Origin of the sequence: Vibrio sp. 1751 (genome assembly GCF_033339895.1) — a bacterium.
In the GTDB taxonomy this organism is placed as follows: domain Bacteria; phylum Pseudomonadota; class Gammaproteobacteria; order Enterobacterales; family Vibrionaceae; genus Vibrio; species Vibrio alginolyticus.
Genome location: NZ_JAWOVM010000038.1, coordinates 19,836 through 43,240, shown reverse-complemented (window position 1 = coordinate 43,240; position 23,405 = coordinate 19,836). Strand labels below are relative to the sequence as shown.

General features: G+C 45.1%; 22 protein-coding genes and 3 pseudogenes. 19 read left to right on the top strand and 6 right to left on the bottom strand.

Annotated elements, in window-relative coordinates; all coding sequences use genetic code 11:
- Positions 1 to 293: 293 nt before the first annotated feature.
- Positions 294 to 1,262 (top strand): plasmid replication initiator RepA, encoded by a 969-nt coding sequence (gene repA / locus R7041_RS13510; protein WP_258512503.1) that lies wholly within the window; start codon positions 294 to 296, stop codon positions 1,260 to 1,262.
- 634 nt (positions 1,263 to 1,896) lie between these two features.
- Here the strand turns inward: repA and R7041_RS13505 are convergent.
- From R7041_RS13505 to R7041_RS13495, 3 pseudogenes are all read right to left on the bottom strand, one after another.
- Positions 1,897 to 2,553, bottom strand: a pseudogene (locus tag R7041_RS13505) (IS5-like element ISVpa3 family transposase); the annotation flags it as partial.
- 19 nt (positions 2,554 to 2,572) lie between these two features.
- Positions 2,573 to 3,677: pseudogene (locus R7041_RS13500) on the bottom strand (ISAs1 family transposase).
- 112 nt (positions 3,678 to 3,789) lie between these two features.
- A pseudogene (locus R7041_RS13495) lies at positions 3,790 to 4,062 on the bottom strand (transposase); the annotation flags it as partial.
- 195 nt (positions 4,063 to 4,257) lie between these two features.
- Between R7041_RS13495 and R7041_RS13490 the strand changes: the two are divergent.
- From R7041_RS13490 to R7041_RS13470, 5 genes are all read left to right on the top strand, one after another.
- A complete protein-coding gene (locus R7041_RS13490) occupies positions 4,258 to 4,485 on the top strand; it encodes a pyocin activator PrtN family protein (RefSeq protein WP_225484611.1) in 228 nt (75 codons plus the stop codon).
- The gene (locus R7041_RS13485) at positions 4,482 to 5,015 is read left to right on the top strand and encodes a hypothetical protein (protein ID WP_318114919.1); all 534 of its coding nucleotides are present in this window, start codon (positions 4,482 to 4,484) and stop codon (positions 5,013 to 5,015) included. The genes R7041_RS13490 and R7041_RS13485 overlap by 4 nt, the downstream gene beginning before the upstream one ends.
- 61 nt (positions 5,016 to 5,076) lie before the next feature.
- Positions 5,077 to 6,483: an IS66 family transposase gene (gene tnpC / locus R7041_RS13480; RefSeq protein ID WP_258512394.1), complete on the top strand. Its 1,407-nt coding sequence runs from the start codon at positions 5,077 to 5,079 to the stop codon at positions 6,481 to 6,483.
- A gap of 1,059 nt (positions 6,484 to 7,542) precedes the next feature.
- Positions 7,543 to 8,415 (top strand): integrase domain-containing protein, encoded by an 873-nt coding sequence (locus R7041_RS13475; protein ID WP_318128641.1) that lies wholly within the window; start codon positions 7,543 to 7,545, stop codon positions 8,413 to 8,415.
- Positions 8,416 to 8,420: 5 nt separating this feature from the next.
- On the top strand, positions 8,421 to 8,696 hold the full coding sequence (locus R7041_RS13470) for a hypothetical protein (RefSeq protein WP_258512654.1): 276 nt from the start codon (positions 8,421 to 8,423) through the stop codon (positions 8,694 to 8,696).
- Positions 8,697 to 8,872: 176 nt separating this feature from the next.
- On the opposite strand, the gene R7041_RS13465 is transcribed toward R7041_RS13470, so the two are convergent.
- From R7041_RS13465 to R7041_RS13455, 3 genes are read right to left on the bottom strand one after another with little or no spacing between them, the layout of a single operon-like run.
- The gene (locus R7041_RS13465) at positions 8,873 to 9,235 is read right to left on the bottom strand and encodes a hypothetical protein (RefSeq protein WP_258512652.1); all 363 of its coding nucleotides are present in this window, start codon (positions 9,233 to 9,235) and stop codon (positions 8,873 to 8,875) included.
- Positions 9,228 to 9,590, bottom strand: a complete 363-nt coding sequence (locus R7041_RS13460) for a hypothetical protein (RefSeq protein ID WP_258512650.1) — start codon at positions 9,588 to 9,590, stop codon at positions 9,228 to 9,230. Before R7041_RS13460 ends, R7041_RS13465 begins: the two co-directional genes overlap by 8 nt.
- 16 nt (positions 9,591 to 9,606) lie before the next feature.
- The gene (locus R7041_RS13455) at positions 9,607 to 10,452 is read right to left on the bottom strand and encodes a hypothetical protein (protein ID WP_258512648.1); all 846 of its coding nucleotides are present in this window, start codon (positions 10,450 to 10,452) and stop codon (positions 9,607 to 9,609) included.
- Between the two features lie 216 nt (positions 10,453 to 10,668).
- Here R7041_RS13455 and R7041_RS13450 point away from each other — a divergent pair, with 216 nt between their 5' ends.
- From R7041_RS13450 to R7041_RS13390, 13 genes are all read left to right on the top strand, one after another.
- Positions 10,669 to 10,992 (top strand): hypothetical protein, encoded by a 324-nt coding sequence (locus tag R7041_RS13450; protein WP_257888048.1) that lies wholly within the window; start codon positions 10,669 to 10,671, stop codon positions 10,990 to 10,992.
- A gap of 382 nt (positions 10,993 to 11,374) precedes the next feature.
- A complete protein-coding gene (locus R7041_RS13445) occupies positions 11,375 to 12,133 on the top strand; it encodes a transposase (RefSeq protein WP_257888047.1) in 759 nt (252 codons plus the stop codon).
- 49 nt (positions 12,134 to 12,182) lie between these two features.
- Positions 12,183 to 13,609 (top strand): IS66 family transposase gene (gene tnpC / locus R7041_RS13440; protein ID WP_373273928.1). Its coding sequence is split into 2 segments (ribosomal slippage): positions 12,183 to 12,378 and positions 12,378 to 13,609, totalling 1,428 coding nucleotides; the frame shifts between segments, so codons are not numbered across the junction.
- A gap of 414 nt (positions 13,610 to 14,023) precedes the next feature.
- Positions 14,024 to 15,508, top strand: coding sequence for a group II intron reverse transcriptase/maturase (ltrA, locus tag R7041_RS13435; protein ID WP_258512646.1), 1,485 nt, complete (start codon positions 14,024 to 14,026; stop codon positions 15,506 to 15,508).
- Between the two features lie 197 nt (positions 15,509 to 15,705).
- Positions 15,706 to 15,924 (top strand): Flp family type IVb pilin, encoded by a 219-nt coding sequence (locus R7041_RS13430; RefSeq protein ID WP_257888045.1) that lies wholly within the window; start codon positions 15,706 to 15,708, stop codon positions 15,922 to 15,924.
- A gap of 97 nt (positions 15,925 to 16,021) precedes the next feature.
- The gene (locus R7041_RS13425; RefSeq protein WP_257888072.1) at positions 16,022 to 16,450 is read left to right on the top strand and encodes a prepilin peptidase; all 429 of its coding nucleotides are present in this window, start codon (positions 16,022 to 16,024) and stop codon (positions 16,448 to 16,450) included.
- Between the two features lie 21 nt (positions 16,451 to 16,471).
- A complete protein-coding gene (gene cpaB, locus R7041_RS13420) occupies positions 16,472 to 17,296 on the top strand; it encodes a Flp pilus assembly protein CpaB (RefSeq protein WP_258512645.1) in 825 nt (274 codons plus the stop codon).
- Positions 17,296 to 18,666: a type II and III secretion system protein family protein gene (locus R7041_RS13415; RefSeq protein ID WP_257888043.1), complete on the top strand. Its 1,371-nt coding sequence runs from the start codon at positions 17,296 to 17,298 to the stop codon at positions 18,664 to 18,666. Before cpaB ends, R7041_RS13415 begins: the two co-directional genes overlap by 1 nt.
- The gene (locus tag R7041_RS13410) at positions 18,663 to 19,139 is read left to right on the top strand and encodes a hypothetical protein (RefSeq protein ID WP_017190738.1); all 477 of its coding nucleotides are present in this window, start codon (positions 18,663 to 18,665) and stop codon (positions 19,137 to 19,139) included. The genes R7041_RS13415 and R7041_RS13410 overlap by 4 nt, the downstream gene beginning before the upstream one ends.
- A gap of 2 nt (positions 19,140 to 19,141) precedes the next feature.
- Positions 19,142 to 20,383, top strand: coding sequence for a CpaE family protein (locus tag R7041_RS13405; protein ID WP_257888042.1), 1,242 nt, complete (start codon positions 19,142 to 19,144; stop codon positions 20,381 to 20,383).
- On the top strand, positions 20,380 to 21,651 hold the full coding sequence (locus tag R7041_RS13400; protein WP_257888041.1) for a CpaF family protein: 1,272 nt from the start codon (positions 20,380 to 20,382) through the stop codon (positions 21,649 to 21,651). Before R7041_RS13405 ends, R7041_RS13400 begins: the two co-directional genes overlap by 4 nt.
- Before the next feature lies 1 nt (position 21,652).
- Positions 21,653 to 22,555 (top strand): type II secretion system F family protein, encoded by a 903-nt coding sequence (locus R7041_RS13395; RefSeq protein ID WP_257888040.1) that lies wholly within the window; start codon positions 21,653 to 21,655, stop codon positions 22,553 to 22,555.
- Complete coding sequence (locus R7041_RS13390; protein ID WP_257888039.1) at positions 22,552 to 23,394, top strand: type II secretion system F family protein; 843 nt, start codon at positions 22,552 to 22,554, stop codon at positions 23,392 to 23,394. Before R7041_RS13395 ends, R7041_RS13390 begins: the two co-directional genes overlap by 4 nt.
- Positions 23,395 to 23,405: the final 11 nt, after the last annotated feature.

Below are 23,405 nucleotides of genomic sequence, written 5' to 3'. Positions count from 1 at the left end.
ACCAGTCACATTCAAAAACTGAGAACTCAATGCATTACAAACCCTTTAAACATGGGCACGTACGTGAATTTTCCCTGATAGGGGGGCACGTTAACTTTCACATGTGAAAGTGGGACAGATAGTTACGCTAATCAAAAACTTGATGACAGATAAAACAAAACCCGCTGATAACGGAGTTGGAGCTCCTCACGGGTTTAGTCTTTCATTCGAGGATTAGTGTAGCAAAATGTGGATTTTTAACAAGTCAAATTTGTTGAGATTGCACTACTTCTCCAGAGCGGGGAAGTGCCAAGGTGTATTCTAATAACGTAAAATTAGCAGGAAGGGGAGCGAGCTCTCACTCCAATGGCTTGTGTTGTAAAAGTACCAAACGCAAGAGAGGAACTCACAGCACCTGTTGTTTAAACCCAAAGCCCATTTACGTCCGTCCTGCATCTTGGAAGAATTTACCGGGTGAGCTGGGTAAAACGTTCAACTTCTGTCGTAAGCGCGACATTTCCCGCGATCCCCACTTTGTTCACTTGCGTCAGGCTGCTGGCCGTCAGCGTGACTTTAAACACGTGCGCCGCAACCTTATCAATCCTATGTTTCAGTTGTGCTTATCACGCCACGATTTGGTGACGGGTATCATTGAACTCGATCTGGAAGATATGGCCGCCGAACTGTCCAAAACGTGGGTAACAGACCCAGAAACGGGTGAGCAGTACCTTACTGAAAGCAAAGTAACCGTAAGCCGGATTAGTCGTTTTATTGATGAAGTCATGATACCGTTCGGTTTAGCTTATGTGCATTCTGATGGCGACCAATCCAGCCCGAAAAGTGGCATGGTATGGGATCAGGCTAATGGCTTTTGGTTCCCTAAAGTTCTGGTGCTTACTGATGAGTTTTATCGCTTGGCGGGTGCCAACCTTGAAAAGCTGAACTTACAGAGAGAACAACAGCTGGCTTTGCGCAATGAAGGCATTACCGATGAGGGCGAGATCATCACGGTAGCAGTAGCGAGAATGCGTAAACGTAAACAAATTTTCAAACGTGCATGGGAGTGCCGTAAGCAGAACGCTGGCGCTCAACGCCGCCGGAACAAGCTAGCATCCAAGAGTTTGGACGAACGCAAGCATGAAGTGGCTACGTCCCTCACCAAGTCTATGCCAGCCCATGAGCTTGCCCAACTAAGCAGTGAGCAGTTCAATAAGCTAGTTTGGGAGCGCATGAACAGTATGGATATAGGCATTAGTCACCCGCCACCTGATATCGTTCAATAAATCCAATCGGATTAAAACCTAGCTGGGCACATGTCCGGCGTTTGTCATTCCTGCAAGCCAAGATCCGGCAGGATCTCCCCACCTTTTAACATTACTCACTGTTATTTTTGACGCGCTCAGGTGCTTCCTGTGGCTTTCCTTGTGGATTAATTTAGTTATCCACTCTTATCTGCAAGTGGGTAGATTTGTCTATCTGCGCACACAGGAAAGTTATGCGCAAAACCCGCTCTATTCATTAAAATCATTAAGATACAAACTATTTCTATAGATCACTTTGTGTGAGTTATGAGGAAAAGAAAATAATGCCTGGCCATTTCCTAGCTCGCGCTAGGGGCCAGTGATACCCCCCTCCGCCCCCCAAGGGGGGAACCCCTCGCCGCCGGGGACTCAGGAGGATGGCGCGGCCTTCGGCCTGAAGCCAACCTCCTCAGTCAAGGCTATTACGTTGCAATCCAGTCAAGGGGTGGCCGCTTTAGCTCATAGTTCGCGTTTAGTTCATTTTTCCATAGCAGAGCAAGGCTGGCGCTTTAAAGCCCGTATTCGGCCACTGGAACCCTTGACAGGCTTTCCACTTAAACACGGCTTTGTTGCGTAATTCGGTCAGAGAACCAAACTGCCTGCAATTGGTTGATTCTTATACAATACACTGAGTTTCAGGCATACCAAGCCCTGTAAGTTTGTTCAGCGCTTTAATCATCGCGTAAGTTTCACCAACCTGAGCATTGTAGTTTCTCAGACTTAATCGCCCACCTAACAACTGCTTCACTCGATACATTGCTGTCTCTGATAGTGAGCGTTGATGATAGCCGTACCGCTTTTTCCACTTATTGTTGGAGCCGTAGAGCTTCTGGCAACCTACCGCTAAATTCCTAGGGTGACCATTCTCCCAGAAGGCTGCCCCTTCTCTTGGAGGGATGAGTGGAACAGCTCGCTTGAACCGTATGGCATCGTAGCAATCCCTTGTGTCATAAGCGCCATCGCCAGATATCTCGATAATTCTTCGGCGGGTTTGCTTGAGCAAGTTAGGGAGGACTTCTGCATCGGTAACATTAGATAAACTCAGTTCTGCCGCGACGATTTCGTGAGTGCTGGTGCCTACCGCTAAATGCAACTTTCTCCAGACTCTACGCTTCCCGTCAGTACCATGCTTCTTGACCTTCCATTCACCTTCGCCATAAACCTTGAGACCTGTTGCATCAATAGCTAGATGCTGTATTGCACCTCTACTCTTTGGTTTAAATGAAACCTCGACTTGCTTAGCTCTTCGACTGATACAACTGTAATGTGGGCAAGGGCGCGAACGTACTTTGTTAAGCTGATGTAAAGAGAACTTTTGCTCTATAATCTTTGTCCCACGTAGCCTTATTCATCTTCCTTGGTACAGACACGCTCCCTTCTGACTTCCTGAAGAGGTTCTGCACAAATCGGCGACAACAAGCCATATTCAATGCCGAGTCCCCAGCGTAAATTCGCTGCTCATCTTCTTTGAAAATAACGTCCAAAGCCCAGTGCTGCTGGTTCTCGATGTGCCAGTGTTTCCTTGTTGCGTTTGAGGCTAACTCTAAAGACAAATGGTCTGTGCAAATGTAGTACGATGTTTCATAGCTTCCTTTCCCTTTGATGCTTCTATCCCTTACCACCGCAACAATGCTTTTTACAACACTCCACTTATCTTTGAGTTCTTCGCTGAAGGAGGCAGGAAGCACGTAAACCTCACGAATCTCTTCTCTTCCATGCCCTTTATCTTCAGTGATATACGATTCCTGTTGTTCTTCTGGCAAAGCCCAATAGTCTTGGAACTGCGCATCAATCTCTGCTAACAAACTTGGCTGATTCAGTTTGACTTGCACTAAGAAATCACCCCCTTTATCAACCACTTTATTCAGTGTTTCAACCTGACAATGAAGCGCATCAGCAGTTAATAAGCACCCTCTGACATCCAAAGCGTCGAGCATGTTTTTTATCGCTATTAGCTCCATACCTTTACCGTCACAAGGTTGATGTGTGAGAGTCAAACCTTCATCTACGTCAAATGCCGAAACCATATAGAGAGGGTGTTCTTGTTTGCTTGCTTTCGCTCCTTTTAGAACCTTCCCATCAACGCTGATTATGGGCTGAGCATGCTTTTCTCTGTGCAAATTGACCCAGCCTACCATCGCTTCCAAGAGCGTCTCTGGTACAACAGTTCTCATTATCGCGGCAATATTATGCCGAGTGGGGAGACCATTGTCGTAGGGGGAGATACTCACGCAACCACTCGATATTTCCTTCGCCGAAATCCTTAATATCAGTCCACTTATTTTGACCACAAATCATGGCGGTTATGACCAAGAAAGCCACTTCCATAACAGGATACACTTGGTTGATATGCGAACGGGTATCTTTCACTTTTTTTAGCTGCTCAATGATAATCATGCACGAGTTTCTCATATTTTTAACTTCATGATCAGATCGTGATTACCTTGAAAAGTTCCCAATAAAATAAAGTCTTTTATTTTCAGTGGTTAAAGTTCGATCCCACCCTTTAATGTGGGCAGACTATAGGGACGTTAGCCAATGAAAAAACAGAATCGATAAACCCTTGCAATGCTCTCAACGGCATTGAGAAAACTCGTTTCACCATAAGCGCAGTAGTAATGGCTAAGTCGCTGAACTGACGAGGTCTACCTCGTTTATTTTGTTTGCTCTGCTTCCACTGGCGAATGGCTTCTTCATCAATCCAGAAAGTGAGTGAACCGCGGTTGATTAAGGCTTTGTTGTACTGTTTCCAGTTCGTTGTTTTGTAGCGAGGTTTCGGCATGAGACTAGGATGATTAACTTACTTAGCCGATCAGATCGCAACCTTCTGATTTAGTTCCCTCGAATTACACATCAAAGCCCTTAAACACTTAAAAAAACGTCTCTAAGTGCCCGGAAAGGGCAGATCCACGTTATATGTTGCACATTAAAACGCACGATAATAATTGAGTTCAGATTGGAAATGGAGGAGTTTACTTTGAATACACTTTTTTTGTTGATGGCTGAATTTAATACAGCTGTAGTCCCATTGAGCCAGATTTCTGAGAAATACTTTGGCTTGGCTCCAAGGACTGCTAAGGATCGAGCGACAGCTAATCGACTACCAATCACCGCTTTTCGTGAATCTCAAAAGTCAGAGTATTTAGTAAGCGTAATCGATTTAGCTAATTATATTGATGAAAAAAGAAAGGAGGCAAATTTATGATTAATATGCTGAGCTTTTGGTTGGCTGGACGATATGTTGAGATTCAGTTGCCAGATATTTTTACAAGCTTAAAATTTAACGCTAAAAATGATTTATTACATTTGTTGCAACGCACACGGCGTGAATTTAAGTTTGATGAAAATAGTAGTTCACTTGTTGCACGTAACCTGTCGAAAGTGGCGTTTGATTACAATGTTGATGAAATAAAAAAGAAAGCTGAGCACTTTGCTGATCAGCTAGAAAAAGTTTTGATTAAAAATGGCCAAGCTTTTGTTTGTGTGAAAGTCGCGGCTGGCAAAACGAATAAAAGTATAAAAGCGACAGTGAAAACTAGATATAAAAGCTCTTGTGACGAAGGAGGAGAATTCTTTGGTTCATCAAGCTTTTATGCTCCAGTTTCAATGTTGATAAATGAAAAATACTTACCCATTTGGTTTGTTAACAAAAAAATCAAAGAAAACTCAGCTAGAACTAAGCGTAAATATAATGTAACTCTTCACCCGCGAAGCCTTGACAGCGAAGTTATGTGACAAGGTTAACTTGATCCCATACTCAACTTGAGTGATCTTTCTGAGCTGGCAATCTGGAGGTATGAATAAGAAAACGCTACCTCCACCACCAGATTTCGATTCGCCTGAAGAGGCGAAAGATATCATCCATTTTCTATGGAACAAGCTGGCCGAACTCGAAGACCGACTAAACCAAAATAGCCGAAACTCTTCTGTGCCGTCATCTCAACAGCCTTTGCACAATAAAGCCAAGAATACTTCGCCGAATCGGAAGAAATCTGGAAAAAAGCCAGGAGCTCAACCAGGTCATAAAGGCCACCGCCGACTGCTTCACCCCATTGAAGACAGTGCCTCGGTTGAGCAATATTTACCAAATAAAACATGCCATTGCGGTGGTTGTGTTATTCCAAATAGAAAGCCTTATAAACGACACCAAATCTTTGATTTGCCTGATATCTCTTACACTCTTGTAGAGCATCAGGTCTTCAAAGGAGAGTGCTCATGGTGTGGTGATAAGCATCAAGCAGAGCTTCCTACGGGTGTACCTGATGTTCAGATGGGCCCAAATCTACATAGCTTTATCGCAATTCAAGCGACGCAGCACCACCAAAGCATAGGTAAAATACAATCTATGCTGAAGGATGTGTTTCAACTTAACTTCTCTACAGGGGCGATATCAGCTGCACAAGGCCGAGTGACGGAGTACTTAGAGGATACTCACACACAGCTCCATGAAACACTTAAAGCCTCTCAACTGATTATGGCCGATGAGACCTCACATCAACGCAATAACGAAAAACGCTGGATGTGGGCAGCACTGAGTAATGACGCTGCTTTCTTTCAAATCAACAGCGGCCGAAACCAACATGCCGCAAAGCGATTGCTTGGCGAAGCCGTTTCACACCTTTTAGTGACCGACCAATACTCGGCCTACAAATACATTGATGAATCAAAACGGCAACTATGTTGGGCGCACATCTTAAGAAACGTCATCGCCATAGAGGAGAGTGTTTGTCCTGAAAATCAAAAAATCGGGGAAAAACTCGCTTTGATCGCCCACAGTGTATTCAGGTGCCATCATCGATATATCGAAGAGAAGATCAACAAAACCCAATACTATCGCCGGCTCAGGCGGTTGAGAAAAAGCTGGCTTCATTGGCTCAAACTGGGCAGTTATCAATGTTCGAAACGTTATCGAGGTCGGTGCCAAAATCTCATATCTGATGATGCTATGGTGTGGCGTTTTATGGATGACCCCAAGTGCCCATTAACGAACAATGCCGCAGAGCGGGTCCTCCGTAATTATATATTGATGAGAAAGTGCTGCTACGTGACTCGCTCATATCGAGGAGATCTGTTCCGTGAGCGCATGTTCTCACTCATAGAGACTGCCAAACTTCAGCAGATCTCGGCCTATAAATGGTTACGTGAAATCGTCGAACACCACATGCTTAAAGTGAATTATCAGGTGCCAGCATTCCTAGCGTAAACCACAGTCAATAGCTCGCGGGTGAAGAGTTACCGTTTGAAAGCCATCGAAAAGTTGCTTTTGGATTAATAGTTGTGACGAAAGGACTGAAAATTACGTCGAAAAGCAACCTAAAAAGCCTCTTTTGATAGCAGTTGACACACAGACTAACCAAACTATCATAAAAGATGGAATACCGCCCAAAGTCGGTCGCTGATAGCTAGTCATCGTTACCAAGAAATAGCATAAACCACTTCAAAATACTTACAGCCGAATGGCTCTACATAGTTAACCCATCTGGGGGATGTGACCCCCGATAGGGCACTCCTCCGCCTGAAATCTAACAGAACGGAGGAAACATCATGTTTCTATTCTTATTGTGTGCAGCGTTGTGCTGCTGCATTGCTGCTGTATGCGTTTTGCGCAGCACAATGCTTCTTACCTGCGACCAGCCAAAGGTCTCAGCTTCAAGGCTCCCTCCTGAGCCAGTCAAAAATGCTCGATCTCCTCCTGAGCAACAACCTGCAACTGATGTTGCTATTGTTGCGGAGCTGATGCTTCGCCCCCGTCTCTGTTTACCGTCAGGGAACAGAGACGGGGGTAGCTACCCCCGACGGAAGCCTTGAAGCTCAATGCGTCAGGGCTTTCGCACCGCGCACGAAAATGCACGAAAAATCCTGCTTATCTCAGGTTCCTTCCATCAATACAAGGAAACAAAGACGATGACATTAGCCGGATCTGCTACCGGTACAACGCATCGATGCAACGAACCAGGTAGTTGAACGAGTTGCTTTCTCCATAGCGATGTTCATTCGTAACTGTTTATCAGTAACTAAAACCGTGGGTATCGGGCTTATCTACCCTATGTGCCGAGCAAGATCTCGGAGGCCAAGCAGCAAGCAGAGCTGTTAGAAAAACTGCCTTATCACTTACCAATCAATGATGAAAAGCATGGCCGCTAGTTGAATAACCTGAGGGACGAGAGCAATGAGGTGCGAACGAGCAAATCCAGACGCTTACAATTTTGGCTTACAAAACAGGGATATGATCCGAGCTGGGTTAAATGCGCTAAAGGAAGATGTGCAAAGTTTTCAAACACGAGAAATACTCCATGATCGATGGCGGGTGTTTGCGACATGGGCCAAATCGGAGCTTGAGATAAAAGACATGCGCAAGCTGGAGACTCATCACCTACAACAATATGCTGCGCATTTGCGAGATCGCTTTGAGCGTGACCAGATCTCACCGGCGACTGCACAAAACTACATGAGTGCAGTTAATCGGGTGATGGAGATCGCCAGAGGAGATAATCAAGTGCGGGTAGATCCGGTGCGTGAAGGCGGCTTACCAACCAGAACCGGGGTTTGTGAACAAAGCCGAAGTGCCACGCCTGAGCTTCATAATCTGGCAATCTCAGCTGCGTCGGACCGAATTGGCGTGCTGCTGGATCTGCAACGGGAACTTGGATTGCGATTTGAAGAGTCAGCCAAGTTAAATGCTGAAGCCGCGCTTAAACAAGCGACAACAAAGTCTGTAATTGATATTAAAGATGGCACAAAGGGAGGACGCCACCGTTGCGTGCCCATCCTCTCTCAGCAACAAGTAGAAATTTTACAACGAGCGGCTGCAATTCAAGATGGTAGAAGCCTGATCCCTGCTCACCAGACCTATAAAGAATTTCGTCAAGACGCTTATAAAGAAGCCGCCCGTTTACCGGTAAATTTTCATGGAGAGCGCCACCATTATGCTCAAGAGCGCTACCTGACACTGATGCGAGCTGAATGCCCAGTTCGAGCGGAAGTTGGTCACGGTAGGCCTCACCATCAATACCTTGCTGAAAAACTGAAGATCAGCGTTTCACATGCGAGGGCATTGGATAAAGAGATCCGTACTCAAGTAGCAAGAGAACTGGGTCACGGTCGTATTGACGTAACAAACAATTATTTGGGCTGAAGATTATGGAACGATGGGTCAAACAACGATGCCACGAATATGTGCGTCACGGCGGTAAGATTGCGCGACGAAATATGGTTAAGCGGCTGATAACGGCACTGGAAGATATTGCGGCTAACGAGCATGGTGTAAAACAGCCAGCCCAGGTTGGCCGGGCACATATCCACCGTTACTACCATCGACGAGAAGAGCTTAGCGAAACAACACTGAGAGATCATTTTTACGCATTTTGCCTGCTATGGAAGTTGCTTGGCAGAAGCGGTGAACCACCAAAGCATTAAAACAACAGGATTGCGCCCAGAATGGGCAACTACAGAGTGCGCTATTACCAATGACCCCAGATAAAATGTAATTACTTTAGTGACCTAAGGCCACTGAAAACGAGGTAGCTGGCCGCGAAAAACAATCAGCATTTACTTAGCCTCCGACTTTCACATGTGAAAGTCGGAGCCCACCATCAACAGCGAGGGTAGCTGGTCACTAATGTGCGAGTATCCCCGTTTTTTAACACAAGGAAGCGAAATTCATCGTCAGGATGCCGCCACTCCTCAATGTTATCAGCGGTGCCGTACTTTTGAGCCTTATGCTGGCGAACCTTGTCCGTCAAGAAGGAGAGGCATAACTTAGGATGCTTTAAACGCTTAACCAGCGAAAGCCAAGGACTCTTAGGCTTACCTGAGTTGAGTCGCGATAAATACTGCTCGACAGCATGTTTGGTAATTCTCACCTTGCCCATCGCTGGCGTAATAATGGTCTGAAGCTCACAGAGCCCATCGTGCGAACCAACAGCAAGATCCACTATTGGAGTATCGTCAATCACTGGTAAAAAAAACCTGCGACCGTGAAACCTCGATGGTGACACCAACCATACGATTTCGCAGGAAGGCCGAATATTTAAAGGCATATTTTTTATCGGAACGCCCAAGAGCAAGCTTTTTGATTGCACCTTTCGATACAGTCAAACGATAACCGTTGCCAGAACCCGGCTCACGGCCAAGAACTTTCAAAACAAAGAGCAAATGTTGGATGGCATACAGCTCCGCAATCAACGCACTGTCGCTATGCTCAAACCCTAAAGTTACGTCAAGAATGCCGCCTCGCTTGGTGCCAACACGCCAGTATACATATGCTTGTGAGTCAGATTGTTTCTCGGAAAATGTCGTTAATGTCATCATCAGCTTGGCCTCTTACTCAGGAGTCATCTTGAGTGATGAACAGATGAGGCTGACCTTGCTCAAGCAGGTAAGGCGCGGTTACGCTTTGCTCACCGAACTGTAAGTTGCCAGACGCGATGTATAGATAGGCCCACTCAGGCAACTTTTTGCTGACTGAAGCATAGATTTGCTCCAATGGAAGAGTTGCGGTTTTTCCAGCCGTAACACGGAATCTATGATAGCGATACTTGTGATTGGAACTGAAAGTGTAGGCTTGAGTGCTGCTCTCGACGAACTCAGGGCTAACGTGGAGGTAAGGCTCAATGATCTGCGCCCGCATGTAGCAAAGATCGCGGTTGGTCATGCCCTGTTCATATTTTGGACATCCTAACTCATCGCTATAGAAGTAAAACTCAGTGATTTCATCATCGGTGGCTGATGTTTTTTCATAGCCAGCACCAAGCTCATTTAAAGTTTCCGACATCGCTTGCATCACCTGCTCAAGCAGCAGCTTCTGAGCCTGTTCTGGCGATTCGGCTTCAGATTGTGGCATCCAAGCTACGATGCTATTGCGTTGGGCTGGATCTGGGTTTTCCAGAGCAGCAGTGAGCAAGCCGATACCGAAGCCTTCTGAAAGGCTCATGCCCAAGCCCGCTGACGAAGTAAAAAGTAGCGTGTTTGCTGTTGCATCACCAGCGAAGCTCAGCGATTCATAGTCAGCTCGCGGGACTTTCTTGTCTTTTACATCATATAAACCACCAGCCTGTGCAATATTGTAAGCACGGCTGTGACTACTGTCGTAAACAGCAGGCTCTGAAGTTGAAACGCAGCCTGTGATTGCCAAGCAAGTCGTCAACGCGATTGCGCTAAAAAACTTATTCATCTCGATATCTCCATTTATTTGTATATATCCAGCGTCTCATGAAAAGCTAATAACGCAACCCCAAAACAAATACTTATTTATTTTTTTTAATATTTTACGTCAGAACAAAGATAAGCCCGCCATAAACAAGTGTGTGTGCCTTAGAAGGGCAACTTGATAGCTAAGCAGACGTCATCAGATATGAAAAAATGACAATAGATTTACCTGGAGGACAAAATGAAAATTATCACTATTGAAGATGCAATCAAAGAACTCAAAAACCAAATAGCTATCGGATCTGGAAGCCTGTTGGTTGGTGAGGTCAATATCGAGTATGACAACCAAGTCTTGGTGACATCGGGTGACGCACTAGATGAGATATTGAAAAATAAAGATTTGAATGCTCATAAAATCATGCTCAGAGCTATGTTGAATGTCTATCGCGGGCCACGAGCACTCTATTCAAGAACTGAAAATAAGATATTTCTTATTACAACGCCCGACCAAGAAAAAGCGAAGCAACTATACAGAACAATCAAGCAAGACCACCACTGTGATTAAAGCATAACCAAAAGGAGTTACCGCTACTGCGTGACTCCCACTTTCACATGTGAAAGCGTATCACTTTATGGTTATGTAATAGCCATTCCCCCAAATCATCCCACCTCACTCTTAAAATCACCGTCAAATAGCCCTGCTTGGACAGTTCCAGAGTGCTAATTATTCAGCTGGCACAGATACCATAATAATCGTCGACGAAATGAACTGAAATCAACTGAAAACTTTAGCGCCGCGGCCTTTCAACTAAGGACAGACTTATGAACCAAACAGTTATAGTCAAAAAAATTGGCTTAGTCTTGGAACAGAAAGAAAAGACGGTTCATCCGGAAAATCGATACCTGAATGGCTTTTCTGATACCATATCGCCAAAAATAGCCAGTTAATGTCAACTTCACTTCTTTACCATCGCTTTGGAATACGCGGCCCTTTCCATTATTGCTCTACAGAGTTTGATGGTGACGCGACCATCTTTCACGTAGCACACAATCCTCATATTAAATGTCCATCATGTCGTAGTCGTGATGTCATAAAAAAAGGTGGTAAGGTTCGCCGTTTCATCGCTACGCCAATTGGCACTAGCCCCTGTTACATCCAGATAGCAAACCAGCGGATTGAATGCCGAGCCTGTAATACACTCGGGTATTTGCCGCTTAATTTTGTTCCTCGTCCCAAGGTGCGTTACACAAAGGGCTTTGAACAGTATGTTCTCTCGCTGTCAGCCTTGAACGTCACCATCAATGCCATTGCCAAGCTATGTGGTGTCTGTTGGGATACAGTGAAAGATATTCAGAAGCATTACCTGCAAAAGCGATACTCTCAACCTTGTCTTAAAAACGTCACTCACATTGGAATTGATGAGATTTACTGTGGCTCAAAAAGTGGCTTCATGACGGTTGTGATTGATATGAAGACAAGTGCCGTCATTTATACAGAGAAAGGAAAGAAGGCCGAAAGCCTTAACGGCTTTTGGAAACGGAAGCCGCGTTGTAAAAAACCGATTGAAGCCGTCGCCACCGATATGGGACAGGCATACATCGCTTCGGTAAAACAGCATGCCCCGAAGGCTAAGTTGGTCATTGACCGTTTCGTAAGTGTTCACCAAGCCCCTATTGACAGAAAAAGTGTGACACTCAGCACTTGATCCATTTTTGGCTATTGAGTGAGCATTCCAGTGCTTCATCCTGTTTGTTATGAGCAGAAAGAAAGCCCCTAAATATCAAGAGGAACCGCCCGTAGCCTCTGACCTTAACGAAGCAAACGCACTGATTGAAGAGTTGTGGGAACAGTTGCGCCACCTTACCGATAAACAAGCTACTAACTCCAAAAATTCATCGAAACCACCTTCGTCTGACAACCCTAAGGACAAGCATGAGCGAAAAAAGATCAAAGCTCTAGTGGTTGCAATTCGAGAGGAGCTAAAGAAGGCCACACAGGGCATCAACGAAAACTCTCACGACTGAAAGCAACGGATGTAGTTATCGATTGTTTTCCTGAAGTGTGCCCTTGCTGTGCCCAGTCTGATATCGATGTTCAAGGTGGCCCTTACTACCGCCATCAGGTCTTCGATATTCCAAAACCCACTGTCGATATCACCGAATACCGTTTATTTTCAGGCCAATGTCGGCACTGTAAAGAAACCGTCAAGGCTCAAAAGCCTGACGATGCATCGCAAGGGATTATAGGGCCGAACTTATTAAGTTACATTGGAGTTCTTGCAGGGCAATATCACCTCAGTGTTCGGAAAATCCAATCTCTACTTAAAGAACAGCTTGGCACAACCTTTTCGGTCGGCGCGATTAGCGAAGCGCAAACGAAGGTCGCTTCAATGCTAACGCCATTGCATCAGGCGATAAAACAAGCGTTAAAGAAAGCGACTTTGATTCATGCTGACGAAACCTCTCATCACCGAAATGATGAAACGGGCCTTCGTTGGTGTTGGTTAGTGGCCAGTGATGACCTTGTCTATGAACAAATACTCTATTCACGCTCAACCTCCTCAGCAAAAAAGGTCATCGATGAAGACTATGCAGGCATTGTGGTTAGCGACCAATGCCCAAGCTATAACTGGATAGCCGCAGACCGTCATCAGTTATGTTGGGCACATGTGAAGCGCAATCTTCAGCAAATGGCGGATTATAGTGGCGGTGGCCACACCGCTTATATTGGCAAACATCTTTGTTTGCTGACGAACGCCATTTTCCATACTCGGCATCGTTATGAGCAAGGTGAATTGGATTATTCACGGTACTTGCGGCGAATGCACAGGCTACAAAAATCGTTCGATCATTGGTTGAGCAAAGGGACAGGTGTGATGGTCAAGCGGTATAGAGGGCGATGCAAGTTACTGCTTAAACATAGAGAGAGCTTGTGGGTTTTCCTCAAGAAAACGTCAATCCCCTTAACCAATAATGAAGCTGAGCGATGTATTAGAGGTTTTGTCATTCAAAGGAAAATTAGCTTCGGAACGACCTCGGATGCAGGTGATAAATTCCGAAGTAGGATACATACCCTCATCGAAACCTGCAAAAAGCGTGGCTTATCGGCAATGTCAGTGTTGAGTGAAATCATCACGGCTGTTGTGACGAAGAGACCGTACCCAAACGTTTTTGATCTATAAACTGCATATGTTTCTTCAGATCTGGTAAGTCAAGATACCTCGGTGAACGCTTAGAACGTCAGGCAAAGCTGGCGTTGAATAGAGGGTGAAAGTCCCTCCCGGGTAAGAGTTAGCCACTCGCCCGGTCCTCGAGCTATGCGCAGTGTCAGGTAACTGGCAATGTGAAGTGTTAGTAGAGGCATCTGTAGGCCAGGTATTGAGCCACGTTATCACCATATAGGAGGCGGTGATGTTGTTAAGTGAAACAGAAACCAACAATTGCCTGAGCGTAAAAGGCAAGCTCAAGGCAATGCCTCCCGGGGTCGGAGACCCTGTGCATGCAGAGAAATTCAACGTACGGAACCTGAGAGATCCTGTTCGGGCCTTTCAAACGGAAGGAGCCTGTAGTGCAAACCCGCAAGGTGAGCCGTAGGGATGAGCAGGAAGTCGGATGAACTCATAGTACCGCGGAAACCAGCGAACAAAACCAGTGAAGTGGTTGCGGAGTTGGTGGAGGGAAGGGGTTCAACCAAGAGCAACAGCCAACACTGCGCCCCCGGCCGGACTCAGCGCCGGATTTCCGGGACGTCCCGCTTGCTGGCTGTACGTCAACTTGCAAAGAGGAACAAGAAACAAACATTTAATAATCTGTTCTCACTCATAGATGAAGAGTTACTTGTCACGAGTTTTAACCAACTCAAAAGACAATCAGCAGCAGGATGTGATGGTGTTACCTGGCAGGCCTATGAACAGACATTGCCTTCTAACATTCAGGCACTCCTACTGTCGCTGAAACTGGGGCGGTATCGTCCAAAACCAGCAAGGCGAGTCTTCATCCCCAAGGAAGATGGCTCACAAAGGCCACTTAGTATCATCTGTCTGGAAGATAAGATAGTACAACAAGCGGTTGTCACTATCCTCAACCAGATTTATGAGATGGACTTCCTTGGTTTTTCCTATGGCTTTCGGCCTGGGCGAGGGCAACATGATGCACTTGATGCGTTATCAGTTGCTATTAAACGCAACCAGGTAAACTGGGTACTGGATCTGGACATCAGCAAGTTCTTTGACACCATTGAACACGACTGGATGCTACGGTTCGTGTCACACAGGGTATCTGATAAGCGTATGCTCAGGCTGATCACCCAGTGGCTGAAGGTAGGCACGCTGGATGAACATGGGCACAGAATGCAGTCCGATATCGGCTCACCACAGGGTGCTGTGATCTCGCCATTGCTGGCTAATATTTACCTCCACTATGTCTTTGACCTGTGGACACATAAATATAGACAGGCATGCCTAGGTCGAGTTAGCGTAGTGCGCTACGCCGACGATAGTGTCCTGGGGTTTGAGTCGAAAGAAGACGCGGAGCAATATCTGGTAGCGCTATCAGCCCGGATGGAAAAGTTTGGGTTGAAGCTCCACCCGGATAAAACAAAGCTGATCCCATTCGGAGCGAGTGCGGCAAGAGAAGCGCACGAAGCCAGGGAGCGGAGCAGCAGTTTCGACTTCCTCGGTTTTACCCATTATATGGGGCGGACCCGAAAAGGGTGGTTCACGGTGAAGCGGAAGACCAAGCGCTCTCGATTACGAGGGCAGCTTAAGCAGATCCGTCAGGAGCTTAAAAGAAAACGACTGCACCGGCCAATAGGTGAGACAGGTTCATGGCTGAACAGGGTGGTGATGGGGCACATGAATTACTATGCGGTCCCGCATAACCTGAAATCAGTTGGAATGTTTATTCTTGAAGTAAAGAAAGCATGGCTACAAGCCCTGAAAAGGCGAAGCCAACGCAAAAGGATGCCGTGGGAGCGATTCAGTCATTATCTGGCATTGTGGATCCCGTCCCCACGAATAATGCATCCATACCCTGATAAGCGATTTGACGGTATGACTCGAGGTAGGAGCCGGATGCGTTAGTAGCGCACGTCCGGATCTGTGCGGGGGGTGGCAGGTGACTGCCATTCCTACCGCGACCCTTTATTACATCAAATTCCATATAAATTCTAACGCGACGTCTCAAAAAAGAAACAACTTGAAATTATATTATACTTTAATTAGTTATTAGTTATTGTTAATGTTATGTCTCTATAAACTAACTTTATGAGTATTAATCAATGTTAACTAAATTATATGTCAAAACAACCTTATTCTTATCACATTTTAAAAGTGATGAACGTGGTGTAACAGCAATTGAGTACGGTCTAATCGGTGTCGCAATGGCAGTTTTGGTTGCTTTTGCTGTTAGTGAGGATGGTGGATTTATTAAGCAATTAAAAGAGGCTTTCACTACAATCGGATCTAGCATCTCTACAGCGAAAGATGCAGCAAAATAGTACATAGTAAATAAAAAACACTAGAATTTTTTATTCTGGTGTTTTTTATCCAAAATCATTTGAATTTCACAGTACAAATGTTGGCTTTTTGTTTATTATGTTATATTTATTAATGTTGATGGTGATGTGTTTGTATGTATCTATTGTCGATTTTCTTCATCGTAAAATACAAAATAACGCTTTGCTTTTACTCCTCTTGTTGCAGAGTTTTCTTTCACCATTAGATCTTCAGATTACAACCTTTTTGCTGGTGCTAGGGATAGGGTTAATACTCTATGCTCTGATTTGGATTGGAGCTGGTGATATTAAATATGCCGCAGTGTTGTCACTGACAATCCCTCTCAATGACCTACCATGGGCCTATATTATGACGGCGTTTGCCGGCGGTTTTTTAGCAGTTATTTATTTGATTACTAGAAAAATTATAAGCAATAAGGTGAATATTCAAGAAGGAATCCCGTATGGGATAGCAATTAGTGTTGGATTTTATTTAATAATTTTAACTCAAAATACGCCACATATTTAAACCTCCAAGAATGGGCACATTATGAGATCTCGACTGGTTTTACTTGTTGCTATTGTTGCCTTGATCGTAGGCGCGCTTGGCGTTGTCGACTTGTTCAAGAGTCAACCTCAACCCGAAGCTGTCGCTGAAGTGGTCGATAACAAAGATGAACAGCATGTTGCTGTATGGATGACCACCGAAGCTTATGAAAAAGGACATGCGATTAGTGCACAAGGAGTTATCAAACAACAGCTCCCACTTAGTGAAGCACTAACGCTTGGCGTCAGAGAAGACGCACAAATCAGTTTTTCACCATCCGTTTTATTAAACCGAAGCCTAAATCCAGGCGATGTTGTGTTACCAGAGTACCAAGTTTCTCCCGGTCAACCAGGGTATATCGATCTACTGGTAACGGAAGGCATGACCTTGTATCCACTGCAAGTAAGTGCTCAGAACTTAATCAAAGATTACATTCGTCCTGGCTCATATATCGACATTCTTACCGTGAGCTCTCCAAACGCTAACCTTGCTGAAAATATGGATAAGCCGAAGCGCTTTCGAGGTGTAAAAGCGTCCATGTTCCTAAAACATGTCAAAGTACTCAATATTGGTGATGGCGAGGGTGAAAACAGCAACATTACCGCTCGAACACCAAATAAAGAAGACGGTATGACGACGGTGGTTATCGAAGTGAAGCCAGATGAGTTGGCAAAGCTAGCGTTGGCTCAACGAACTATGCATATCGAAATTTATCGAAGCCAAACCTATACGCAGCCGGAATACGCGGAAGTACGCAATGTTATCGACAATTATACCGGAATCGAAGAGTTACGCGGTAACGTTAATGATCCTAGAGAGGCATTGTAATGATGATACACCATCGAATTAAGCAAGTACTGTGCGTCTCCTTTACCTCTCTTTTGATTGGCTTGCTTTCTATAACAAACACTTTTGCTGCTGACCGATCTATCACACTTAATGACGGTCAGCACATTCAATTAAAGATGCCGGTTGGAAAGGTGTTTATCAGTAACCCTGATATCGCCGACTACAAAATCATTAATGACAATACGCTAGTGGTTTTTGCCAATGGCATTGGTCAGTCTCGCTTGATTGTCTATGGAACAGACGATGATGTGTTGCTTTCTGACCGCATCATCGTTGATTTGGATCTAAGCGAGGTTAGACGTCAACTCAAGTTCCATTTTCCTGATGCCAAAGTCAAGGTTCAATCGGTGGGCGAGCAAGTCGCAGTGAGTGGTGTTGTTGATTCTGAAGAAACTCGTGATGATATTTATCGCATGGTGGCAACCTTACTTGGACGAGCAAAAACCGAGAAGTGGGAGAAAGTCGAAAAGCTGGAGTTCAAATCTGACTATTCAGCTCATGAAGAGCCAGAGAGCATGGTTTTCGCTCGCAATATGACTTGGAAAGGAATCATTGAACGCATTAAGGTTGCAACGACACAACAGGTAAACGTCAAAATCTCAGTCGCTCAAGTTAATGAATCTTTTAGTAAAACAGTTGGGGTCGACTGGAGTTCTATTGGTTCTAAAGCGGGTGAGTTCGTATTTGACCAATTTGATGCGGCAAACCTAAGTACCTTGATCACTGCATTGGGTGATGATCAGGTTGCAGAAGTCTTGGCGGAGCCGAACCTGACGGTACTTTCCGGTGAATCGGCGAGCTTCCTTGTCGGTGGTGAAGTGCCTGTCATTGTATCTGACAGCAACGGAGTAAATATTTCGTTTAAAGAGTTTGGTATTAAGCTCGACCTTACAGCAAAAGTACTTAGTCAAGACAAAATCCGAATGCAGCTAGCTCCGGAAGTGAGCGAAGTAGAAAGCTACGTTGAAGCAATAGGGATTCGAGTCCCGCAATTGGCTTCACGACGTGCAATGACAACCGTTGAACTGGCAGACGGAGACAGCTTCATCCTTGGCGGGTTAATGAGCAGTGCTGATTTAGAGAAAATGCAAAAGATCCCTTTCATTGGCGACATTCCTATACTTGGTGCTGCATTTCGTAAAGCAACGACAGAAAGAAAGCGAACTGAGTTGATCATCGTGGCAACAGTAAACCTCGTGGAACCAATCAAACCGAAAGATATTCAGCTGCCACACATCAAGAAAACCTCAACGTTAGCGCGTTGGTTGAATATTGATTCTGACGGTAATTCTAACACGTCATCGGATGCGACGATTCGTCTGCTATCTGAAGGAGGGTTTATTCAATGAAGAAGCTAGTACTTATTGCTTTATTGACATCGTCACTCTTTGGTTGCGCAACAGAGCGATATTTTGGCGGAAATGGCGCTGAAGCCGTGGTGTATAAAGAGCATCATAGCTTTGAGTTTGCAGTAAAGAATCGTGCAGAAACAGAAAAGCAGATTAAGCAACTGATTCAAAAAATCGAATCGATGGATAAAGAAGCCACTTACGTGATCGATTACAAATCCGCGCGCAGTAAAACGATGTTAAAGAAGACATTTGAGCAGTATCCGTCACACATTATTGCCCCGCAAAGAGTGGAATATCGTTATACGCCAGCTTTACCAAGTGATCTGAATATCCAAGTGACGTTAACGCGTTTACAAACCCAGCAATGCTCGCCTGCACAGATTCAAGTTCAGTTAGGTGAACCAGACTGTTTTGTTGAATCGATGCGTCTTAAACAAGTGTCCTACAAGTCTAGATTGGTAGGAGAATAATAATGTTTGATTTAACTAAAGCATTAACAACGAAAGCAAAACCGGCACAGTCTTCGACGACAGGTGTTGCTGGATGTACGTTGTTTTATCAATCACAAGAGTGTTTAAGCCTTGTTCAGGAAGTGTTTCGATTCGAAGGTTGGAATGACCCAGAATGTGTAAGAGCTAACGCAGGCTTAACCAAGCTGACGGAACAACATAGCAGTCATATTGTTATCCTTGAACTGAACGAATCGAACAACGTCGTTGAAGATGCTAAGTCTTTCGCTAGCAAACTACCAACACACAAAGGTGTCGTGGTCATTGGGAAAGAAGATGCAATTTCGACGCTTCGTTCCCTCAAAGACATGGGCTTTTACTACGTCTTTTGGCCGGTGAACAAACAAGAGTTCGCAGACTTCTTAAACCATGTTAGTAAGAACTTGAAGACGTTCTCTGGTGTCAGCCAGAAGCGTAAGGCGAAGCGTGTAGCAGTGGTGGGTTCAAAAGGTGGTGTTGGTGCATCATTCATTACTACTGAATTGAGTTCGTTACTATCCACTCAAGGTTCCGATACCATTTTGGTTGATCACCAATACGCAGATACCAATATCGATGTTTTGTTGGGACTGAAAGATTTTAAACCGCGCGGTATCGATGAGTTTACTGCTCCCTTGCATGAAATGGATGTAGAGGGGGCGCTTAGCTACCTGTTTAACGCACGAAAAAATCTGCGTCTGTTGGCTATCGATGGCGACATGAGTCAAAGCGATATTCTCAACTATAACCAGACGCTCTGTGATCTTTTAGCTCGAAACACGAACTTCATTATTGAAGACTTCTCGGGCGGTGTGGACTTCAAAGTTGAACCTCAACTCTTGGTAGAAAACTTTGATGTGGTAGTGCTGGTTTTGGATGCGTCGGTTTCTTCTGTAAGAAGTGCCAAACGACTGTTTGAGAAAATTTCTAATTTACAGCTCACATTATCGTCCCGAACTCGTGTGATTACATTGGTGAATTATCACCGCCCGGAAAACGCGTATGTATTACAACGTCCTGACCTTACCAAATACTTAGGTGCGGATGTTGACCTCGAAGTGGGGTACTGCAAGTCGTTGTCGCACATCATTATTGATGGCAAACGAGGTCATAAGCACGATCGTCATATTAACCGTTCTATGGAACTACTGGTCAAGCTGATTAATGGTCAACCTGTTGATCAAAAAGGCATGGGATCTTGGTTGAAGAGGGTGCGTGCTAAATGAGTTCGAATAAAGACTTATACCTTGCGTTTCGCGGGCAAATATTTGAAGCACTAGATGCTGAAGTGGTTCAGAAAATGAGCCGCCGAGACTTAGAGGCTCAAATCCAAGCCGCTGTTGATCTTCTTGCAAACAGCTACCAACGTCCGATCACTTCGATGATGAAGTCAGGCTTGGTGAAAAGCTTAATTGATGAACTGTTTGGCTTAGGTCCATTGCAGCCTTTGGTTGAAGATCAGTCTATCTCTGACATCATGGTAAATGGACCTAACAACATCTTTTTTGAAAGACACGGTAAAGTCCAAAAGTCAGAGGTGTCTTTTGTCAACGAAGAGCAGTTGTTAGCAATTGCTAAACGCATTGCTTCGCGTGTTGGACGACGTGTTGATGAACTGTCTCCAACGGTTGATGCCAGACTTGAAGATGGCAGCCGTGTGAATATCGTTATCCCACCCATTGCGTTGGATGGGACCTCGATTTCAATACGTAAATTCAGAGAGCAGAACATCGGCTTTGAAGATTTGATTGGTTTTGGTTCTATGTCTCCTGACATGGCGAGAGTGCTGATGATTGCGTCTCGTTGTCGAATGAATGTGCTGATTTCTGGCGGTACGGGCTCAGGTAAGACGACGCTGCTTAACGCATTGTCTCAATACATCGCTGAAGATGAGCGTATTGTCACCATAGAGGATGCGGCGGAATTACGCTTGCAACAACCTAACTTGGTTCGATTGGAAACGCGAACTTCGAGCGTTGAGCAGACTGGGGCGGTGACGCAGCGTGATTTGGTGATTAACGCACTTCGTATGCGTCCAGACCGAATCATTCTTGGTGAGTGTCGTGGCTCTGAAGCGTTTGAAATGTTGCAGGCCATGAACACGGGACACGATGGTTCTATGTCTACACTGCACGCCAACACACCGAGAGATGCGATTGCGCGTGTGGAATCGATGGTCATGATGGCGAACTTAAATCAGCCGCTTGATGCGATTCGAAGAACCATCGTCAGCGCTGTGCAAATGATTGTCCAGGTTAACCGACTGCGCGATGGGTCTCGTAAGATCACCAGTATCTCTGAAATCGTCGGCTTGGAAGGCGATAGTGTGGTGATGGAAGAGATCTACCGTTTCCGTTATGACGATGCACATTTTGGAGAAACCGTTAAAGGTGACTTCGTAACCAGCGGCATCATGCAACGATCTGAGCTTGTAAAGAAAGCCCAATTCTTCGGGCTGTATGACGAGCTGATGGCATCGTTTAAGGGGATATAACATGCTTTGGCTCTCACTTATCCTCTTTGCGTTCGTACTGCTTTTGGTCAGAGACTCAAAGGTCAAAAAGGTCGATCAGTTTTTCAACATTGAAGAAGCTGAAGCGGAAAACTTCAATGCTATCAACGTAAAATCACTGGTACGAAAACAAAGTTGGCAAAAGTTCAAAGAGTCTATTTCTCCAACACTAAAAGTACTTGGACCACGTTCATCGCTGTATATCGCTTTGTATATCACGGCGAGTCTCATCGCCTCTTGGTACGTCGTGGTTAAGTTGTTTTTGATGACGAACACCGGGTTGATCGTAGGCTTGTCTTTGGTGTTTACCATTATGGGTTACCGCTACCTAGTGACAAGAAGGCGACGTGATTTTAAAAACACTTTCCCTGATGCGCTAAACATTCTGATGAGCGCGGTAACCGCGGGTAACAGCTTAATGCAAGCCATCAGTTATGTTGGCGAGGTGATGGATAACTCGATTGGGCGCGAGTTTAAACTGATGGGGGACCGACTTAAGTTGGGTGAGTCTCCGGAAGTGGTACTTCAACGTTCGTGTAAAAACTACCCTTACCCAGAGTTTCTGTTTTTCACTGTAACCCTTAGAGCAAATATTGCGCGAGGCGGTCAGCTGAAAGGCGTACTAGCAAGACTTATTCGAGTTTTGGTGGACGCAAGAACCCTAGAGAAAAAGAAGATGGCCATGACGTCTGAAGCGCGAATTTCTGCCAAGATTGTTGCGGCAATTCCGTTGATTTTCATGATCATTCTAAACTATGTAAACCCTGACAACGTCAATTTCGTCTTGTATGACCCTTCTGGTCGTATCGTGTTGTTTTATGTACTTGGCAGTGAGTTATTTGGCTTGTTCATTGTTTGGTTGTTAGTCAGAGGAGTACGCGCATGATGCTATTGATTGCCCTTATAGTACTGTTTGTTTCGTTGCTTTTCTTGATTTTCGATTCGTTTCGTACAGAACAACGACGCAAAAAAGTCGCCCTTTATATTGGCGGCGATGCTGTACGTGCGCCTTCCCGTGTTAACCGCTTTTTTGTTCGTTTCGGTAAAGAGCATCGACAGGAGCTGGAACAAAAACTCATCGAGGCCGGCTATTACAACACAGAGTGGGCGAAGTTCTACTTCCCTGCCAAATTAGCGGTGCTTGTGGTTGTTACAGGATTGGTGTTGTTGTCGGATATGACAGCAAATAATCAGCTAATCATCATTATTTTTACGCTTATTGGCGTGATTGTCTTGCCGGATACTTTGCTTCAAATGCGACGCAAGATGTTGATCAGTAAAACATCATCTCAGTTACCGTACTTGCTGGACATGATGTCAGTTTGCGTGCAAACCGGTATGACGATTGAGGCGGCATTGGTTTATCTGGGTAAAGAGTTGGCTGAGTTTGACTCTGACCTTTGCTACCAAATAAAACGTACCTCAGATTCGGCAAAGATCCACGGGCTAGAAAAAGCGCTAAATGACCTCAGTGATCGTATTCCAACGCCGCCAATACGAAGCTTCGTGCTGACTATCATTCAAAACTTGCAATACGGTACATCGGTGACTCAGGTGTTGAGCGATCTCGCTGAAGACATGCGAAAAGTGCAAATCCTGACCGTTGAGGAAAAGGTAGGCAAACTCTCCGCTAAGATGAGTGTCCCGCTGATCCTCTTCATCATGTTCCCGATCGTTATTCTGATTCTCGCACCGGGAATCATGCAAATGACATTAAATATTTAGGAGAGTAACCA

Bases quoted from the DNA above. Each gene is read 5' to 3' on its own strand.
- R7041_RS13395 (WP_257888040.1), top strand. From the start codon at position 21,653: ATGCTTTGGCTCTCACTTATCCTCTTTGCGTTCGTACTGCTTTTGGTC.
- R7041_RS13400 (WP_257888041.1), top strand. From the start codon at position 20,380: ATGAGTTCGAATAAAGACTTATACCTTGCGTTTCGCGGGCAAATATTT.
- R7041_RS13405 (WP_257888042.1), top strand. From the start codon at position 19,142: ATGTTTGATTTAACTAAAGCATTAACAACGAAAGCAAAACCGGCACAG.
- R7041_RS13425 (WP_257888072.1), top strand. From the start codon at position 16,022: ATGTTATATTTATTAATGTTGATGGTGATGTGTTTGTATGTATCTATT.
- ltrA (WP_258512646.1), top strand. From the start codon at position 14,024: ATGAGCAGGAAGTCGGATGAACTCATAGTACCGCGGAAACCAGCGAAC.
- R7041_RS13415 (WP_257888043.1), top strand. From the start codon at position 17,296: ATGATGATACACCATCGAATTAAGCAAGTACTGTGCGTCTCCTTTACC.
- cpaB (WP_258512645.1), top strand. From the start codon at position 16,472: ATGAGATCTCGACTGGTTTTACTTGTTGCTATTGTTGCCTTGATCGTA.
- R7041_RS13470 (WP_258512654.1), top strand. From the start codon at position 8,421: ATGGAACGATGGGTCAAACAACGATGCCACGAATATGTGCGTCACGGC.
- R7041_RS13390 (WP_257888039.1), top strand. From the start codon at position 22,552: ATGATGCTATTGATTGCCCTTATAGTACTGTTTGTTTCGTTGCTTTTC.
- R7041_RS13455 (WP_258512648.1), bottom strand. From the start codon at position 10,452: ATGAATAAGTTTTTTAGCGCAATCGCGTTGACGACTTGCTTGGCAATC.
- tnpC (WP_258512394.1), top strand. From the start codon at position 5,077: ATGAATAAGAAAACGCTACCTCCACCACCAGATTTCGATTCGCCTGAA.
- R7041_RS13410 (WP_017190738.1), top strand. From the start codon at position 18,663: ATGAAGAAGCTAGTACTTATTGCTTTATTGACATCGTCACTCTTTGGT.
- R7041_RS13445 (WP_257888047.1), top strand. From the start codon at position 11,375: ATGTCAACTTCACTTCTTTACCATCGCTTTGGAATACGCGGCCCTTTC.
- R7041_RS13485 (WP_318114919.1), top strand. From the start codon at position 4,482: ATGATTAATATGCTGAGCTTTTGGTTGGCTGGACGATATGTTGAGATT.
- R7041_RS13450 (WP_257888048.1), top strand. From the start codon at position 10,669: ATGAAAATTATCACTATTGAAGATGCAATCAAAGAACTCAAAAACCAA.
- R7041_RS13460 (WP_258512650.1), bottom strand. From the start codon at position 9,590: ATGATGACATTAACGACATTTTCCGAGAAACAATCTGACTCACAAGCA.
- R7041_RS13430 (WP_257888045.1), top strand. From the start codon at position 15,706: ATGTTAACTAAATTATATGTCAAAACAACCTTATTCTTATCACATTTT.